Source organism: Sorangium sp. So ce327 (assembly GCF_051530205.1).
In the GTDB taxonomy this organism is placed as follows: domain Bacteria; phylum Myxococcota_A; class Polyangia; order Polyangiales; family Polyangiaceae; genus Sorangium; species Sorangium cellulosum_B.
This window is the reverse complement of the sequence record NZ_CP150330.1, coordinates 12,071,296-12,087,293: the sequence shown is the minus strand read 5'-3', so window position 1 is coordinate 12,087,293 and position 15,998 is coordinate 12,071,296. Positions and strand designations below refer to the sequence as shown.

The following is a 15,998-nucleotide window of genomic DNA, read 5'->3' as shown; positions in this document are numbered from 1 at the left end:
CCTACACGCTCTTCTGCGACAGCTTCCCTGTCGCCTGTGCGCTCGCCGCGCTCGCCGCGCCCGCCTGCTCGTACTTGCGCTCCCGCGGCGTCACGAGCGACGTGTCCACCGCGTCCGTCACGTGGATCGACTGGCCGGCGCACGCGTAGTCGAACTCGCGGACGAACTTCACCGCGCCCTTCTCCTCGTGGCGCGCCAGCGTCGTGCGCATCCACGCGGCGTCGTTCCGCGCCGGGAACTCCGGCTTGTAGTGCGCCCCGCGCGACTCGTCGCGGTTCCTCGCGCCCTGCGCGATGACCCGCGCGAGCACCAGCATGTTCTCGAGGTGGCGCACGAACTGCGCCCCCTGGTTCACCCGCGGGGCCGTGTCGGTGCACTTGATCCGCTCCGCACGCTCCTCGAGCTCGCCGAGCTTCTCGAGCACGCGGTCGAGCGTGGCGTTGTCGCGCTCGATCGTGCAGTCGCGCAGCATCGTCTCGCCGAGCTCCTGGTGCAGCCGGTACGCGTTCTCCGGCTGCTTCGCGTCCTGGTTCTGCGTCAGGATGCGCTGGTAGCTCGACTCCGCGCGCTTCTCGGCCTTGTCGAAGATCGAGCGCGGCAGGTCGAGCGCGCTCCGCCTGATGCTCCGCTGATAGGTCGCCACCGCCGGCCCGCACACCATGCCGGCGTAGATGCACGACAGCAGCGAGTTGGCGCCGAGCCGGTTGGCCCCGTGGTACTGGTAGTCCACCTCGCCCACCGCGTAGAGGCCCGGGATGCTCGTCGCGTGGTTGCGCGGCGACCCGGCCTTGAGCGAGCCCCGCGCGTCCGCCTCGTAGTCGACCCACAGGCCGCCCATCGAATAATGGACCGCCGGGAAGACCTTCATCGGGTTCTTGTACGGGTCGGTGCCCGCGAACTTCTCGTAGATCTCGAGGATGCCCGCGAGCTTCGACCGGAGGAACTTCTCGTCCTTGTGGGTCAGGTCGAGGTAGACCTCGTTCTCGTTGCGGCCCGTCGCGGCGCTCCAGATGCCGCGCCCCTCGTGGAAGCACGTCTTGAAGATCGCGCGCGCGGCGATGTCGCGGGGGACGAGGTTGCCGTAGCCGGGGTACATCCGCTCGAGCAGGTAGTCGCGCTCCTTCTCGGGGATGTCCCGCGGGCTCCGCGCGTCGGTCTTGTCCTTCGGCACCCAGACGCGGCCGCCCTCGCCGCGCGCGCTCTCCGAGATGAGCCGCAGCTTGTCGGCGCCCGGGATCGCCGTCGGGTGCACCTGGATGAACTCGCCGTTCGCGTACACCGCGCCCTGCTGGTAGACCGCCGACGCCGCCGTCCCCGTGCAGATGACGCTCAGCGTGGAGCGGCCGAAGACGATGCCGCAGCCGCCCGTCGCGAGCACGACCGCGTCGCCCGTGAAGGCGCGGATCTGCATCGATTTCAGGTCCTGCGCGACGCAGCCCACGCACGTGCCGGAGTCGTCGAGGATCGCCTCGAGGAAGTCCCAGAACTCGAACTTCCGGACCATCTTCTCGCCCGGGATCGCCACGCCGTGCTCGTCGGTCACGTCGGCGAGCTCGTACCGCCGCACCTGCTCGTCGAGCGCGTAGAGCAGCTGCTGCCCCGTCGTCGCGCCGGCGAACGCCGTGCGGTGGTAGAGCGTGCCGCCGAAGCGGCGGAAGTCGAGCAGGCCCTCGGGCGTCCGGTTGAACGGCACGCCCATGCGATCGAGCATGTTCACGATGCCCGGCGCGGCCTCGGCCATCCCCTTGACGGGCGGCTGGTTCGCGAGGAAATCGCCGCCGTACGCCGTCTCCTCGAGGTGCACCTGGGGGCTGTCTCCCTCGCCCTTCGTGTTCACCGAGGCGTTGATGCCGCCCTGCGCGCACACCGAGTGCGAGCGCTTCACCGGAACGAGGGAGATCAGGTCGACAGGGACCTTCGCCTCGCACAGCTTGATCACCGTCATCAGGCCGGCGAGCCCGCCCCCGACGACGATCACGCGCCGAACCTTCCCCCCCTCGCTCCTCGTCGTGCTCTTCGCGGCCATGTTCGATCCCGATGCTCCCGCGCCGCTCCCCGGAAGGGCGCGGCCGATACGATGGTCAGTGCGAGGCCGGCGCGCCCACGTCGACACCGGCGCCGGCGCCGACAGCCGCGCGCGGGGGGGCGCCGGTGGAACCGGTCGAAGCCGACGCGATGTCCGCGCAGCTGCGGCCCCCCTCCGCGGACGGGCCCGGCGTCCCGGGGAACGGCGCGCCGGTGGCGAAATAGATCACCGTGTTGGCGCCGAACAGGAAGACCACGAGGCCCACCGCGCCGAAGACCACCGCGGCCGTCCGCTGCGCCCGGCGCGAGACGGTGATCCCCCACGAGAAGCAGAAGCCCCAGAGGCCGTTGGCGAAGTGGAACACGCTCGCCGCGATGCCGAAGAGGTAGACGAGCGCGATCACCGGGACGCCGCCGACGGTCGACGCCATGTCGGCGCACAGCCGCGGGTAGAACTCCTCGGGCGCCATCCGGCCCAGCCACTTCTGCGCCCAGTACGACCAGAGGTGGAAGCCGATGAACGCGAAGGCGAGCACCCCCGTGACCCGCTGCAGCGTGTACATCCAGTTGCGCGAGAACGTGTAGCTGCCGACGTTCGGCTTGCCCTCGAGCACCAGCTTGACCCCGTAGAGGGCGTGGAACGCGAGCGGCAGCACGACGAGCCCGATCTCGAGCACGGGCAGGTACGGCATGTGCGAGATCTCGCCGACGGCCGCGTCGAACCGCTCCTGCCCCTGGAGCGCCTTCGCGTTCGTCCAGAAGTGGAAGAGCAGGAAACCGCCCACGGGGAGGGCGCCGGTGAGAGAATGCAGCTTGCGCAGGAGAAAGGACCGGCGGCTCTCGTGAAAGAGCGATCTCGCGGGGGTTGCCTCGGACACGCTGACCTCGATGGAAGGCGGGCGCGGCGGGTGTATGGGATGCCCCGGGTGACGTCAAGGTGAACGCAGTCAACAGTTCCGGCCGGTTTTCCGCTGCCTTTGGCGCGTCGAGCGGCGGCGGGGCGGCTCGCCCGCGCAGATGCGCCGCCCGGCGACGTCGGCCACGTCACGCCCGCGTGGCCGCGATCGCGGCCGCGGCCCTGCTCGCGCTCGCCGCCGCGACCGCCGGCGCCGGCTGCGGCGCGCAGGACGGCGGAGCGCCGGTGAGCCCGGCGCTGGCCGGGTCGCCCGCGGCCCAGGCCGAGCTGCGCCCCCTCCTCTCGCGCTTCGCAAACGGCGCGCACGCCGAGCGCATCGCGCTCGAGCCGGAGCTCCTCGCCTTCCGGGGGCGCCACGCCTCCGACGACCTCGCGCGCGTCGCGACCGTCCACCTCGCGTGGATCGCCCTGGAGCGCGGGGACCTGCCCCGCGCCGAGGCGCTCGCGGGCGAGGTCGAGGCGGCGGGGCGGAGCGCGGTCGGCGATCTCGCGCGCGTGATCCGCGGCGCGGCGCTCCGGCGAGCCGGCAAGCCGAGGCCCGCCTTCGGGGTGCTGCGCCCGCTGGTGAGCAAGATGATCGACCCGTACGTGCGCGCGCTCCTCAACGAGGAGGTCACCGCCGCCGCGATGGAGGCGGGCGCGTGGACGCAGGCGATCGAGCTGATGAGCGTCTGGCTGCGCGAAACCGACGACGACCGGCGCGCCGCCGTCCGGGCGCAGATCGGGGCGCAGCTGCGCGAGGTGCCGATCGATCACCTCGTCCGGGCGCTCCGCGCCGGGCGGGCGACCGGCGAGGTCGTGAGCCCGGAGGTCGATCTGCGCTCGCTGGTCGCCGAGCGCCTCGCGATCGTCGCCCGCGAGCGCCGCGACGTGGCGCTCGCGAAGGAGCTGCTCGATCGGGCCGACGCGGCGCTCGGCACCCAGCGCGACGCGATCTTCGAGCTCGCGGCCGGCGCGGGGGCCGCGCGCGTCGAGCCGCCCACGGTCGGCCTGCTGCTGTCGACGCGCACGGCCGCGTCGCGCCGCCGGGGCGTCGAGATCGCCGCCGGCGTGGCGCACGGGCTCGGGCTGCTCCGGCCGGGCTCGGACGCGCGGCTCGTGAGCCGCGACGACGGCGGCGAGGGCAGCGTGGACGAGGCGCTGAACAGCCTCACCGCCGAGGGCGCCGCGGTGCTCATCGCCGGCTCCGATCGGGAGCAGGCGACCGAGGCGGCGAAGTTCGCGCGGACGCACGCGATCCCGGTGCTGCTCGTCCATCCGCCGGAGCCGGCGGCGCTGGACGGCGCGTTCGTCTTCGTCGTGGGCGAGGAGCCCGCGAGGAGCATCGAGGTGCTCGCCGCCGCGCTCGCGGAGCGGGGCGCGAAGCCGGTGGCGCTCGTGGGCGGCGACGCCGATGTCCGGAAGGACGCGGCCCCCACGCCGGCGGGCGCTGCCGGGGCCGCTGCGGGGGCCGCGCCGCCGGGCGCTACCGGGGCCACGCCGCTGGCCGAGCGCGGCATCGCGCTGGCGCTGCCATGCGACGGGACCTTCGACGCGCGCGTTCTCCGGCCGCCGGCCATCCGCGGGATGGTCCTCGCCGGCGACGCACGCTGCGCGGACCAGGCGCTCCGCGCGGCTCCCCGCTCGGTGACGATCGCGCTCGCCTTCGAGACGGCCATCGCGCCGCCGCCGGGATCGCTCGTCGCGACGGCAGGGCTCTTCCCGCTCCTCGCGGCGCCCTCCGGCGCGCAGCCTCCGCCGGGCGCGGGCGATCCCGGGGCGGCGCCTGCCTCGGGCGCGGCGGCCGCGCTCGCGGCGTGGCTCGCCACCCATCCGTCGCCGCCGAGCTTCTGGGCGGCGCTCGGGCGCGACGCCGGCGTGCTCGCCTGGGCCGGCGTGCAGCGGCTGCCGAAGACGGGCACCGAGGACCCGGCGGAGGTGAAGGCGCGGCGCCTCGCCGCGGCGAGCGCCATGAGCACCGCGTCGGCAGAGCTCTGGACGACGGCGGCGAGCGGCTTCGGCGGGCGGCGCGTGCTGCCGCGGGTGATCGGCTACCGCGAGAGCGGGAAGGCGCGATGAGCGGGGCGAGAGCGCGGTGAATGACGCTGCTCACCTGGCCGGCGCCCCGTCAGCGCAGGGCACGACGCGCGAGGCGGCGCGTGGAGACCGTGCCGGCGCGTCGCCCCGGGGCTGCTCCGGCCTGCCGGCGGGCGTACCATGGCGCCGCATGATCCGCCGAGCCCTCTCCTGTGCCGCCGCCGCCGCGCTCCTGGCGATCGCCCCTGCCGCGCTCGCCGATCGGGTGGCGCTCCTGCCGGCGCGAGGGGGCACCGATGAGGCCGCCCGGAGCGCCGCCCAGGCCGAGGTCGCGCGCGGGCTCGCCGCCCTCGGCCACACCGCGGCGCCGGACGGCGCGGTCGCGGCCGCGCTCAAGGACGTCGCCGACGGCGTCGCCGACAGCGCGGACGAGTACCGCGCGGTGAGCGCGCGGACGGGCGTGGACTGGGTCCTGACCGGCACCGTCGATCCTGCGGTCACGACCACCCGGATCGAGCTCACCGCGTACCTCGCCTCGACGGGCCGGGTCGAGTCGGTCGCCAGGGAGGTCGACCGGGGTAAAGAGGCCCGGCAGACGCAGGAGATGCTGGCCGTCTTGCTCCGCCCGGAGGGCATCGGCGCCGGCGAGCTCCCCTGGGAGCGCGCCGCGCGCTCCGCTCCGGCGAGCGCGCCCCCGCCTCCATCCGCGGGAGGGGCGATCGTGCTGCCCCCGGTGCCCGCGCCGCCGCCCGCGCCGCCCGCGAAAGAGGTGCTGATGGCGTATCCCCTCGGGCCGGAGCGCGGTTGGCCGGCGTACTCGGGCGGGCGCCGGGTCGCCCTGTCCGCGTCGCTCGGGCTGGCCGTCGCGGCGGCGCGCCTGCCGGGCGCGAGCGGCAGCGCGGCCTCGCTGGTCGGGGAGGCGCGCGTGGCCTATGCGCCCGGCGACCGCGGGCTCGAGCTGTTCGCCGGCGGCGGCGGCAACCTGGCCGGCCCCTTCGCCGGCTGGATCGAGGGCGGCGCGCGCCTGATGCTGACGCCCAGCCTGACGCCGCACGACGGGGCGTGGCGCGCGTTCCCGCTTCACCTCGGCCCGTCGCTCCGCGCGGGCGCGTTCTTCAGGTCCGCCCCCGGCGCCGTGGGCCCAGATCTCACGACGTACCACGGCGATCTCGAGGTCCACCCGGTGCTCGGGGCGTCGCTCGACGTCGCGCTCGCGCTGAGCCGCGCGGTGCAGCTCGAGGCCCAGCTCGGCAACCTCCGGTGGGTTCCCACGGGGGGCGGCTCCCTGTTGCTGGTCGGCGCGACGCTCGGCGCCGGGGCCCGGTTCTGACGCATGCGCATCGAGCTGCCGAGCCGCCGCAGCACCATCCGCCTGGCACGGGCGCTCGCCGCGCGCCTCGCGGGCGGCGATCTGGTCGTCCTCGCCGGCGATCTCGGCGCCGGGAAGACGTTCTTCGCCCGCGCCCTCTGCCGGGCGCTCGGCGTCCCGCCGGCGCTCCCGATCACCAGCCCGACGTTCACGCTGGTCCACGAGCACGAGGGCCGGGTCCCCATCGCGCACGCCGACGCCTACCGCCTCGGGGGCGCGTCCTCCGCGGAGGGCGCGCGCGACGGCGCGGCCGCGGAGCTCGCCCAGCTCGGGCTGCGCGAGCGCCGCGCGGAGGGCGCGCTCGTCGTCGTGGAGTGGGGCGAGCCGTTCGTGGAGGCGCTCGGGGGCGACGCGCTCCTGATCCACCTCGCCGCCCCCGACGATCCGTCCGCGCCCGGCCGCGCCGCCGAGATCAGGGCGACCGGCGCGCGGAGCGGCGAGGTGCTCGCCGCGCTGGAGAGAGAGCTGCTCTCGTAAGCTCGGCTCATCGTGGCGGTGTGGCCACAGGCAAGCGGTTCGGTGGAGGTGCTGCCGCATGGGTCCGATGGGCCTCGGCGCAACGGCGATCGTCATCTGCCGCTTCAGCCGAGCTGCCGGAGCTTCTTTTCCAGGTAGTAGGCGGCTGCTTGGCAGTAGGGCGGCAAGAGGCCGGCTGCATCTGGAGTCGTCGAAAGCTCCAGCAGCGCCTTCACGCGCGCGGCCCTCGGCGCTTTCCTCTGAAATTCGGACCGGAGGACGTCGATCGCGGCCCTCCGGTTCCGTTGATGGCGGGCGATGTTGAGGTTCAAACGCTCGATCTGCGCCTCAGCGCTGGCGCGCATCGTGGGCTCCAAGCCGTGCGCGGCGCGCATTTCCCCCTGGTTTGTGTACGAGAACATCGAGCTGACGTCGGGCGGAAACGCCGCCGGGTTCAGCTCGAGCCGCTGCTCATCCTTCGGGAGATGTCCGCGGTAAGTGTCGCAGTGATAGCGGTCACGGTGATCTCCTCCGCCATCGCTGATGCCGACGTCGCCCAGGCAGACCCCGAGGAGGTTGTCCCAGTCGAAGACCAGCTCCGGCGACAGCGCGCGCGTCTCGAAATGCTCGATCTTCATGCCCTCGGCGCTGGGCGGTCCCGGCAGCCGGGACATGCAGTACGCGCAAAGCCCGTGCTGCTCCTTGAACGCGTGCTCCCGCATCTGCTGCCGCTGCGTCCCGTGCACCGAGCTCCAGGCCGCGCCCGGCGTGCCCCGGAGGTCCGCCAGGCAAGCGGGCTCGCGGTCCTTCTCAATCCGACGCATCGCCGGTCTCCGCCATGGAGAGCTCCCATCGCGCGGCGACGATCTGAGCGTCGTCCTCGCCGAGGAAGCCCGACAGCTCTGCCAGCAGCGCCTTCGCCTCCACGAGCTGGCCGTCGTCGATCAACCGCGCCAGCATGTCGAGCTTCTCCCGAGTCTCCTTCAAGCGTGAAGGAGCGCCGAGGATGTCCTCCAGGATGGTGTTGGAGTCCTTGCCCGCGATCCTCTCGACCCGGTGCGCCTGGTGATCCGGGTCGAGGAGACGCACCGAGCCGCGCGGGGCAGCGGACATCACCTGAGGCGAGTGCGTCGTCACGACGAACTGGAGGCCCGGGAACGCGCGAAGAAGATCGTCCAGCACGCGCCATTGCCACGCGGGGTGGAGGTGGAGATCCACCTCGTCGATGAGCACGACGCCCGTCGCCCGCGCCGGGGCTTCGGCGCCGAGCTGCGGGTTGAGCTGCGTCGCACGCCACGCGATGTCTGCCGCCACCGCGATGAGGTTCCGCTGGCCGTCGGAGAGGGCGCTGAACGGGAGGGAGGAGCCATCGACGAAGTCGACGCGCAGCTCCTGGTGGTTGGCGCTGTAGTAGATCCGACGAGCGCCCTCGAGGCAGGCGCAGGCCGCCGCGCTCACCCCCTCCTGCTCGGGGCTCCGCACCTCGGTGAGCGGGCGCCCCTCCTCCGCGGCGCGAGCGAGGCGCTGAACGCGATCCTCCTCACGCCAGGCCATCCAGGCCTCGAACCCCTTCTGGTCGGACGCGGCCTCGAGGGCAGCCCGGTAGCCTTGAAGCCTGGACTTCAAGCCCGCCCTCTCGGGGTTCCTGTCCCGCTTGTGGTGCCACAGCCGACCTGTTCCGTAGTAGGCGAGCACAGGGAGCTCGGCGGGCCCGGCATCCGCCGTCCCCTCCGCGATGCCAGGAGGCAGGAATCGAGTCGCCTCCAGCGGGAATTCCCGACCGAATTGGGTGACGCTCGTCGTCGTGCGGCTATCTGCGCCGCGAAGCTCCCGCGCCCACTCCAACTGGCCCTGCGGGGTTTCACCGCTCGCTTCGACACGCACCGGGTAGCACGTCGTCATGCTCGGGACGCCGCCGTGCATCGTGGTCACCAGGCGCGCCGCCGACTTCGGGATCGCACGGTCGTCCCGGCTCGCCTTGAAGAAGCTCAGCCACGCGCCCAGCGCCACTGCCAGCCCTTCGAGCACGGTCGTCTTGCCCGTACCGTTGCGGCCGACGAGCACCGTGAGCCGCGGCTCCAGATGCAGCGCGAACCGCTCGAAGGCGCGGAAGTTGATCAGCCGGATCTCGTCGATTCGCATCGAGGCCCGGTGGGTGATACGCGCTGGAAACCCGGGGAGCTAGCCGTTTTTCGCCAGGATCGCCGGGTCCGCCGGCCGCCGTCTTGGCAGGTTGAGCGTCGAGAGGATCGCGTCCTACCACGCCTCTTGCCGGTGCCATGCCTCCACGATGGCGCAGCCAGGTGCCGCCGCATGGCGCGAAGGCACCACCGCAGCGCAGCCCTCTACACCGTGTGGCCTCCCGGAGTCGCCGCCGCGGGCACCTCCCCCGGCGGCCTCATTTGCCACCACGAGGGCCCCTCAGGCCGGGCGTCCGCCCGCCGGGTGACCTTCCCCGGCCGTATGCCGGCGCGAAGCGCGCGCCGCAGCGCGGGCGAGCGGGCGCGCGGGGTCGTCGCGAGCCCGGCCCCGTGCGCGGCGGCGTTGCGTGGTACAAGAGCGCACCGTGAAGGAAGGCGCCGAGACCAGCCGCGGCGAGCTGCTCAACAGGGCGCTGGAGCCGGTCCTCGCGTTCCTCGACAACATCGGCAACATCGTCACGCTCACCTTCCAGACGATCGTCTGGCTCGTGCGCCCGCCGTTCCGCCCCGCCCAGTTCCTCGCGGCGATGGACTTCATGGGCGCGCAGTCGGTCTTCATCGTCGGCCTGACCGGCGTCTTCAGCGGCATGGTCGTCACGCTGCAGACGTCCTACGCGCTGCGCGCGTTCAGCGCCGAGGGCCGCGTCGGCGGCCTCGTCGCGGTCTCGCTGGCCCGCGAGCTCGCGCCGGTCTTCTCCGCGATCATGGTCACCGCCCGCGCCGGCAGCGCGATGGCCGCGGAGCTCGGCAACATGCGCGTCACCGAGCAGATCGACGCGATCGCGACGATGGGCGTGAGCCCCGTGCAGTACCTGCTCTCGCCCCGGCTCTTCGCCGCGACGGTGATGCTGCCGCTGCTCTGCATCCTGTACACGAGCGTCGGCATGTGCGGCTCGTACCTCGTCGCCGTGCTCTGGCTCGGCGGCGACGAGGGCGCGTTCTTCCAGAGCATCCGCGACTTCGCCCTCCCCAAGGACATCTCCATGGGGCTCATCAAGGCGTGCGTCTTCGGCTTCATCGTCTCGTCGGTCTCGTGCCGCCACGGCTTCTACGCCTCGGGCGGCGCGCGCGGCGTCGGCGTCGCGACCACGCGCGCGGTCGTCGAGAGCTGCGTCACCGTGCTCGTCACGAACTACATCCTGACGCAGCTCTTGCTCGACATGTGAGCCGCAGCGGCGTTCTCCCGGCTCTACCTGGGCCGCGAGCGCTTGCCGCGATGCTGCGGGGCGGCGGCCCGGATGTTACGGTAGCCGGCGTGTCGCTCGATCGCGCCTCCGAAGTCGAAAAGTTCGATCACTACGCCCCCACCTACCGCGAGGCGCACCAGCGGAGCGTGCGCCTGAGCGGGGAAGGGCCCGAGTACTTCGCCGAGCACAAGCTCGGGTGCCTGGCGCGGGCCGGCGTGTCCAGCGCGCACAGCGTGCTCGACTACGGCTGCGGCACCGGCAGCCTCACGCGCTTGCTCTGCGGTCGCTTCGCCTTCGTCGGCGCCTTCGACCCGTCGGCGGAGAGCGCCAAGCTTGCGCGCGAGCACGCTCCGAGCGCGACCGTGTACGGCGAGGAGGCCGCCATCCCGAGCGAGCGGTTCGACGCGGCCGTGCTGTCGGGCGTGTTGCACCACGTCCCGCCGCCCGAGCGCTCCAGGCTGGTGCAGGCGGTGGCGACCAAGCTCAAGCCGGGTGGGCGCCTGTTCGTCTTCGAGCACAACCCGTACAACCCGCTCACGCGGCGGGCGGTGCGGCTGTGTCCGTTCGACGACGACGCCATCCTGCTTCCGCCACGCGAGGTGCGCGCGCTGCTCGCTGGCGCGCTTGCCTCGGTGCGGCAGGACTACGTGCTGTTCTTCCCGCGGCCGCTCGCGCCCTTGCGTCCGCTCGAGCCCTGGCTCGCGTGGTTCCCGCTCGGCGCGCAGACCATGACGGTCGGCGTGCGTGCCGGCGCGTGAGGCGCGGCTTGCACCTTCCGGTGCGGCCCCCGGGCGTCTAGCTTCGCTTCATGAGCACCTCGTCCCTCTCCAACCGCCACTACGTCCTCAAGGCGCGCCCCGAGGGCCCGCCGGACCGCAGCCATTTCGAGCTCCGCGAGGCGCCGGTCCGGGAGCCTGGCGACGGCGAAGTCCTCGTCCGCACGCGCTACCTGTCCGTCGATCCGACGAACCGGATCTGGATGAGCGACACGAAGCAGTACATGCCGCCCGTGAACCAGGGCGAGGTGATGCGCGCGCTCGGCGTCGGCGTCGTCGAGCGCTCCCGCCACCCCGACTTTGGCGCAGGAGACCTCGTCTCCGGCCTCCTCGGCTGGCAGGACTACAACGTCGCGGCGCCCGGCGACCTCGCCCTCACGCGCTTGCCCGCGCTGGACCTCCCGCTCGGCGCCTTCCTCTGCCCACTTCACGTGACCGGCGGCTTCACCGCCTACGTCGGCCTCTTCGATATCGCGCAGCCGAGGCCCGGCGAGACCATCGTCGTGTCCGGCGCCGCCGGCTCCGTGGGCTCCCTGGTCGGCCAGATGGGCAAGATCGCGGGCTGTCGCGTGGTGGGCATCGCCGGCAGCGACGCCGGGTGCCGCTATGTGACCGAAGAGCTCGGCTTCGACGCCTGCATCAATTACCGCACCGAGGATGTCGCCGCGGCGCTCGACCGCGCCTGTCCGAAGGGCGTCGACATCGATTTCGAGAACGTGGGCGGCGACATCCTCGACACCGTGCTCGACAAGATGAACCTCTTTGGCAGGGTCACGATCTGCGGCCTCATCTCGACGTACAACGACAAACAGCCCCGCCCGGGCCCTGTGCGCTTCCCGCTCATCCTGATGCAGCGTCTCCGGGTGCAGGGCTTCGTCGTCAGCGATCATCAAGCGCGCTTCCCCGAGGCCTTCGAGAAGATCCACGGCTGGATCAAGGAGGGCCGGATCACCTGGCGCGAGCGCGTGGTGGAAGGGCTCGAGAACACCCCGGATGCGCTCGCGATGCTCTTCCAGCCGAATAAGATCGGAAAGCTGCTGATCAAGGTCTCCGACTAGTCAGCCAGGCCGGCGACGCCCCTGTCGACGAGGCGGGGCAGTACCTCATCCCTGAAGCACGGGAGCTCGGCGGCGTGGTCGGCTCCGGAAGCTACCGCAGCGCGCCCGCCGGCTCCGGCTCCCGCAGCGCGATCAGCGCCGGCGAGAACTGCACCGGGTACCTCGCCGGCGCGCGCAGGAGCGCCACCGCGTCCGGCAGCAGCTGGCGCGCCGCCAGGGAGCGCTCGCGCCCGGCGCTCGCCGGCTCGGGCGACTCGAGCGCGCGCCCGCCGCGCATCGCCGCGCGCGCGAGCGGGGCGAGCCTCGCGACACCGAGCGCGCGCGGCGCCAGCATCCGCTCGTGCGCGAGGTGGATCACGTCGAGGGCCGCGCGCCCCGCCTCGTCGTAGTAGCGCGCCACCATCTTCCGCCCCGCGATCACGTCCCCGCGATCGCTCGTGCCCTGCCGGAGCGCCCACGCGCCCGCCTCCTCCAGCGCCACGAGCTCGCAGCGCGCCGCCGGCAGCCCCTCGACGGCCTCCCCGAGCCCCGACGCGACCCAGCCGCCCGCGCTCCCGCCCACGCGCCTCGCCTCGAGGAGCAGCGCCTCCTCGTCGTCGCCCCCGAGGTCGACCATGCGATCCGCGTACCAGGGCCAGCTGCCCTCGAGCGGCGACGGCGGCGGCGCGAGCTCGCCGAGGTCGATCCCCGCCTCACCGCGGAACGGGATGCCGAGCGCCGTGGCCGCGAGCGCGCTCGTCGTCGCCACGGCGCCGCCCACGTGCGCCGCGCGGGCGAGCGCGAGCGCCTCGTCGGCGAACGGCACGCTCGCCGACGACCCGTCGACGATGTCGCCGCCGCCGGCCGCGATGTGGAGCCGCGCGGCCCGCGTCGCCGCGGCCGTGCCGCGGCGGAGCGCCGGCGCGAGCAGCGCGCCCACGAGCAGCGCCTCGATGAACGGCCCCTCCACCGAGGCGACGGGCGTCCCCGGGAAGGCGATCGTCCCGTCCGGCATCGCGTCGATGTCGACCGACAGCGGCGCGCCGGCGAGCCGCTCCTCGAGCGCGTCGCTCAGGCCGCACGCCGCGCGCGCCGCGGAGACCGCCGCCGCGTCGAAGCGCGCGCCGTCCGCCGCGAGCGCCTCGAGCGCCGCCTCGACCCCGGCGACCACGAGAAAACCCGTGTGCGGCGGCATCGCGGCGAAGGCGAGCTCGAAGCTCGCGCGCCGGTCGGCCACCCCCGCGTGGACGAGGCGATCGGCGTCGAGCAGCGCCCGTCCGTCGCGGAGCAGCGGGCTCGCTCGCAGCAGGGCCGCCGGCATCCGCCCCCGCTCAGAGCCGCTCGGCCAGCATCCGCGTGCCGGCGACCGTCGAGGCCTCGTCGAAGAGGAACGGCAGCATCACGGTGGGCAGGTCGAGATCGCGCCGCAGGCGGGCCAGGCTCTCGCGCTGCACCGACTCGCGCATCGCCCGCCGCGCGCCGGCCACGAAGGCGCTCTCGACGGTGTCCGCGGCGCGCGCCGGCGCCTGGATGTCGAGGCGCGCCGGGTCGACGAGGAGCGCCCGCTGCTCCTCGGGCGAGAACAGCGCCGGCAGCACGCCGTTGATGATCACCCGGTGGACGGGCAGGCCAAGGTCGCCCCGGACCTCCGCCACGAGCTCGACGGTCTCGGTCGCCGGCATCTCCTCCGGGAGCGTCACGACGACGACCCCGCTCCGCGCGGGATCCCTGAACATCGCCCACGCCGCCTCGGCGTCCCGGCGAAGGATGCCCGGCGGCGCCACGTCGAGGATCACCTTCGGCACCCGCAGCATGTCCACCCCGTGCCCCGTCGCGGGCGCGTCGAGCAGGACCACGTCGAAGCGGTTCGAGCCGTCGGGGAGCAGCTCCGTCGTGTGGAACCACGCCTTGCCGAGCATCGCCCACTCGAACAGCCCGGGCACCGCGCGGAAGAAGGTGCGCGTGTACTTGTTGTCGAAGACGAGATCGGCCGCGGCCCGCATCTTCAGGACCATCTCGCCGTACTCCCGGAGGGCCCTGTCCGGCGCGATGTTCACCGCCGACACGCGCTCGGCGACCTGGATGACCTCCGGGCCGATCGGCTTCGAGCCGAGGATGGCGGAGAGCCGCTCCTTCGTGTGGCACATCGCGACGAGGACGCGCTTGCCGCGGGCGGCGAAGGCGAGGGCGAGGGCGCCGGAGATCGTCGTCTTCCCGACCCCTCCCTTGCCCGTCACGAACAGGAAGCGACGGCGCTCGAGCTCCGGCAGGTCGTGGCCGAGCCCGCCCGCTTTTGAGGCTTGATAGGCGCTGGTCATTCCGCGATAGCGGAGTTAGGCGCAAGCTCAGGCGAAGGCAACCCGGATCAAGGAAACGGGCTCTGCTATGCATCGCTCATGCGCATCACCGAGCGACACCTCGAACCGCTGAACCGACGCTTCCAGGGCGCGTCCCCCGTCGAGCTCCTCCGCTTCGTCCGCGAGTCCTTCGGCCCGCGCGCGGCCATCATGAGCAGCATGCAGCGCGCCGGGACCGCGCTCTGCCACATGGCCGACCGCGCCGGGCTCTCCTTCGACGTGGTCTTCGTCGACACCGGCGTGCTCCACGCCGAGACGCTCGCCACGCGCGACGAGCTCGCGCGGACCCACCCGAACCTGCGCGTCGTCACGCTGTCGCCCGAGCGCAGCTTCGCGCAGCAGACGCGCGAGGAAGGGCTGCTCTACCTCTCGAAGGAGGGCCAGGAGCGCTGCTGCGACCTCCGCAAATCGGCCCCGCTGGGCGCCATCCGAGGCCGCTACGACGCGCTCGTCGCGGCGCTGCGGCGGGGTGAGGGCGGCGCCCGCGCCAAGGTCGCGCCGTTCGGCCTCGACCCCGCGAACAACACGCTCCGCGTCCACCCCTTCGCGTCGCTGACCGGCGAGGAGCTCGACGCGTACTTCGCCGCGCACGAGGACGCGCTCGAGAACCCGCTGCACGGGATGGGCTTCCGCACCATCGGCTGCTTCCCCTGCACGACGCCGGTGCTGCCCGACGAGCCCGAGCGCGCCGGGCGCTGGCGCCACCTGGCGAGCGTCGAGTACTGCGGCATCAACCCCGTGGACCGGGGAGACACCGACGGCGGCGTCGACCTCGACGACCGGTACGAGCGCCTGTTCGCCGCGTGACGGCGCGACGACCTGCACGAGCCCATCGACGCGGCGTGGCACCTCGACGCGGCGTGACGATCGCCTGCGAACACCGGTTCGCGGCAGCTCGATCTTGACTCAAACGGCATGCAGGGAGATTTGCCTCGCATGCCGGCGAGCTACTTCGACGTAGACGGCACCCTGGTCACGACGAACCTCGTGCACCCGACGGTGTTCTACATGCTGAACCAGCCAACGCCGATGCACAGCCTCGCGAAGCTCGGCCGCGCCATCGTCAAGGCGCCGTGGATGGCGATGGCGGAGCTCCAGGATCGCCGCCTCTTCAACGAGCTGCTCTTCAGCTCGTTCGAGGGCGTCTCCGAGGATCGCCTCGTGGCGCTCGCGGAGGAGGCGTTCGCGAAGGTGCTCAAGCCGGCGATCTACGCCAAGGCGCGGGACCTCGTGAAGTGCAGCCTCGACAAGGGGCACGACGTCATCCTCATCTCCGGCGCGCTCGATTTCCTGATGCAGCTGCTCGCCGAGCACCTCGGCGCGACGGGCATCATCGCGAACCGCCTCGAGGTGAAGGATCGGTTCGCGACGGGCAAGCTCCTGCGCCCGGTGGTGGCCGGGCCCGAGAAGGCGCGGCTCATCCGCGAGCACGCCCACGCGAACGGGCACGACCTCGACGAGTGCTTCGCCTACTCGGACAGCTACTCGGACGTCCCGATGCTCTCGGTCGTCGGCTACCCGGCGGCGGTGAACCCGGACCGCAAGCTCAAGATGCTGGCGCAGGCGTACCACTGGCCGATCCTCCACCTCGCCGCATGACCCCTGCCTCCCCGCCGGCGGCGGGAGGCCACCATCCAGCCCAACACGTCGCACCCCCT

14 protein-coding genes are annotated in these 15,998 nt (G+C 73.0%); 8 read left to right on the top strand and 6 right to left on the bottom strand.

What is annotated here, in order from left to right:
- Position 1: 1 nt before the first annotated feature.
- Together sdhA and WME95_RS45305 are read right to left on the bottom strand one after the other, a co-directional pair.
- The gene (gene sdhA / locus WME95_RS45310) at positions 2-2,026 is read right to left on the bottom strand and encodes a succinate dehydrogenase flavoprotein subunit (RefSeq protein WP_437905420.1); all 2,025 of its coding nucleotides are present in this window, start codon (positions 2,024-2,026) and stop codon (positions 2-4) included.
- 55 nt (positions 2,027-2,081) lie between these two features.
- On the bottom strand, positions 2,082-2,903 hold the full coding sequence (locus WME95_RS45305) for a succinate dehydrogenase (protein WP_437905419.1): 822 nt from the start codon (positions 2,901-2,903) through the stop codon (positions 2,082-2,084).
- A 176-nt stretch (positions 2,904-3,079) separates the two neighbouring features.
- On the opposite strand from WME95_RS45305, the gene WME95_RS45300 reads away from it, so the two are divergent.
- From WME95_RS45300 to tsaE, 3 genes are all read left to right on the top strand, one after another.
- A complete protein-coding gene (locus WME95_RS45300) occupies positions 3,080-4,999 on the top strand; it encodes a hypothetical protein (RefSeq protein WP_437905418.1) in 1,920 nt (639 codons plus the stop codon).
- A gap of 148 nt (positions 5,000-5,147) precedes the next feature.
- Positions 5,148-6,287: a hypothetical protein gene (locus WME95_RS45295; RefSeq protein WP_437905417.1), complete on the top strand. Its 1,140-nt coding sequence runs from the start codon at positions 5,148-5,150 to the stop codon at positions 6,285-6,287.
- Between the two features lie 3 nt (positions 6,288-6,290).
- Complete coding sequence (tsaE, locus tag WME95_RS45290; RefSeq protein WP_437905416.1) at positions 6,291-6,803, top strand: tRNA (adenosine(37)-N6)-threonylcarbamoyltransferase complex ATPase subunit type 1 TsaE; 513 nt, start codon at positions 6,291-6,293, stop codon at positions 6,801-6,803.
- Between the two features lie 104 nt (positions 6,804-6,907).
- On the opposite strand, the gene WME95_RS45285 is transcribed toward tsaE, so the two are convergent.
- Complete coding sequence (locus WME95_RS45285; protein WP_437905415.1) at positions 6,908-7,606, bottom strand: retron system putative HNH endonuclease; 699 nt, start codon at positions 7,604-7,606, stop codon at positions 6,908-6,910.
- Complete coding sequence (locus WME95_RS45280) at positions 7,593-8,924, bottom strand: AAA family ATPase (RefSeq protein ID WP_437905414.1); 1,332 nt, start codon at positions 8,922-8,924, stop codon at positions 7,593-7,595. The genes WME95_RS45285 and WME95_RS45280 overlap by 14 nt, the downstream gene beginning before the upstream one ends.
- 424 nt (positions 8,925-9,348) lie before the next feature.
- On the opposite strand from WME95_RS45280, the gene WME95_RS45275 reads away from it, so the two are divergent.
- From WME95_RS45275 to WME95_RS45265, 3 genes are all read left to right on the top strand, one after another.
- Positions 9,349-10,149, top strand: a complete 801-nt coding sequence (locus WME95_RS45275) for an MlaE family ABC transporter permease (RefSeq protein WP_437713107.1) — start codon at positions 9,349-9,351, stop codon at positions 10,147-10,149.
- An 89-nt stretch (positions 10,150-10,238) separates the two neighbouring features.
- Complete coding sequence (locus WME95_RS45270) at positions 10,239-10,928, top strand: class I SAM-dependent DNA methyltransferase (protein ID WP_437547075.1); 690 nt, start codon at positions 10,239-10,241, stop codon at positions 10,926-10,928.
- A 50-nt stretch (positions 10,929-10,978) separates the two neighbouring features.
- A complete protein-coding gene (locus tag WME95_RS45265; protein ID WP_437905413.1) occupies positions 10,979-12,004 on the top strand; it encodes an NADP-dependent oxidoreductase in 1,026 nt (341 codons plus the stop codon).
- A gap of 91 nt (positions 12,005-12,095) precedes the next feature.
- Here WME95_RS45265 and WME95_RS45260 read toward each other — a convergent pair whose 3' ends face one another.
- Together WME95_RS45260 and WME95_RS45255 are read right to left on the bottom strand one after the other, a co-directional pair.
- On the bottom strand, positions 12,096-13,304 hold the full coding sequence (locus tag WME95_RS45260) for a hypothetical protein (RefSeq protein ID WP_437905412.1): 1,209 nt from the start codon (positions 13,302-13,304) through the stop codon (positions 12,096-12,098).
- A gap of 10 nt (positions 13,305-13,314) precedes the next feature.
- Positions 13,315-14,301 carry an ArsA family ATPase gene (locus WME95_RS45255; protein WP_437547069.1) on the bottom strand — a complete coding sequence of 329 codons (987 nt, stop codon included), beginning with the start codon at positions 14,299-14,301 and terminating at the stop codon, positions 13,315-13,317.
- A 78-nt stretch (positions 14,302-14,379) separates the two neighbouring features.
- Between WME95_RS45255 and WME95_RS45250 the strand changes: the two genes are divergently transcribed.
- On the top strand, positions 14,380-15,147 hold the full coding sequence (locus WME95_RS45250; RefSeq protein ID WP_437547067.1) for a phosphoadenylyl-sulfate reductase: 768 nt from the start codon (positions 14,380-14,382) through the stop codon (positions 15,145-15,147).
- A 129-nt stretch (positions 15,148-15,276) separates the two neighbouring features.
- Entirely contained in the window at positions 15,277-15,939 is a 663-nt protein-coding gene (locus tag WME95_RS45245; RefSeq protein WP_437905411.1) for an HAD family hydrolase, read from the top strand.
- The last annotated feature ends 59 nt before the right edge of the window (positions 15,940-15,998 follow it).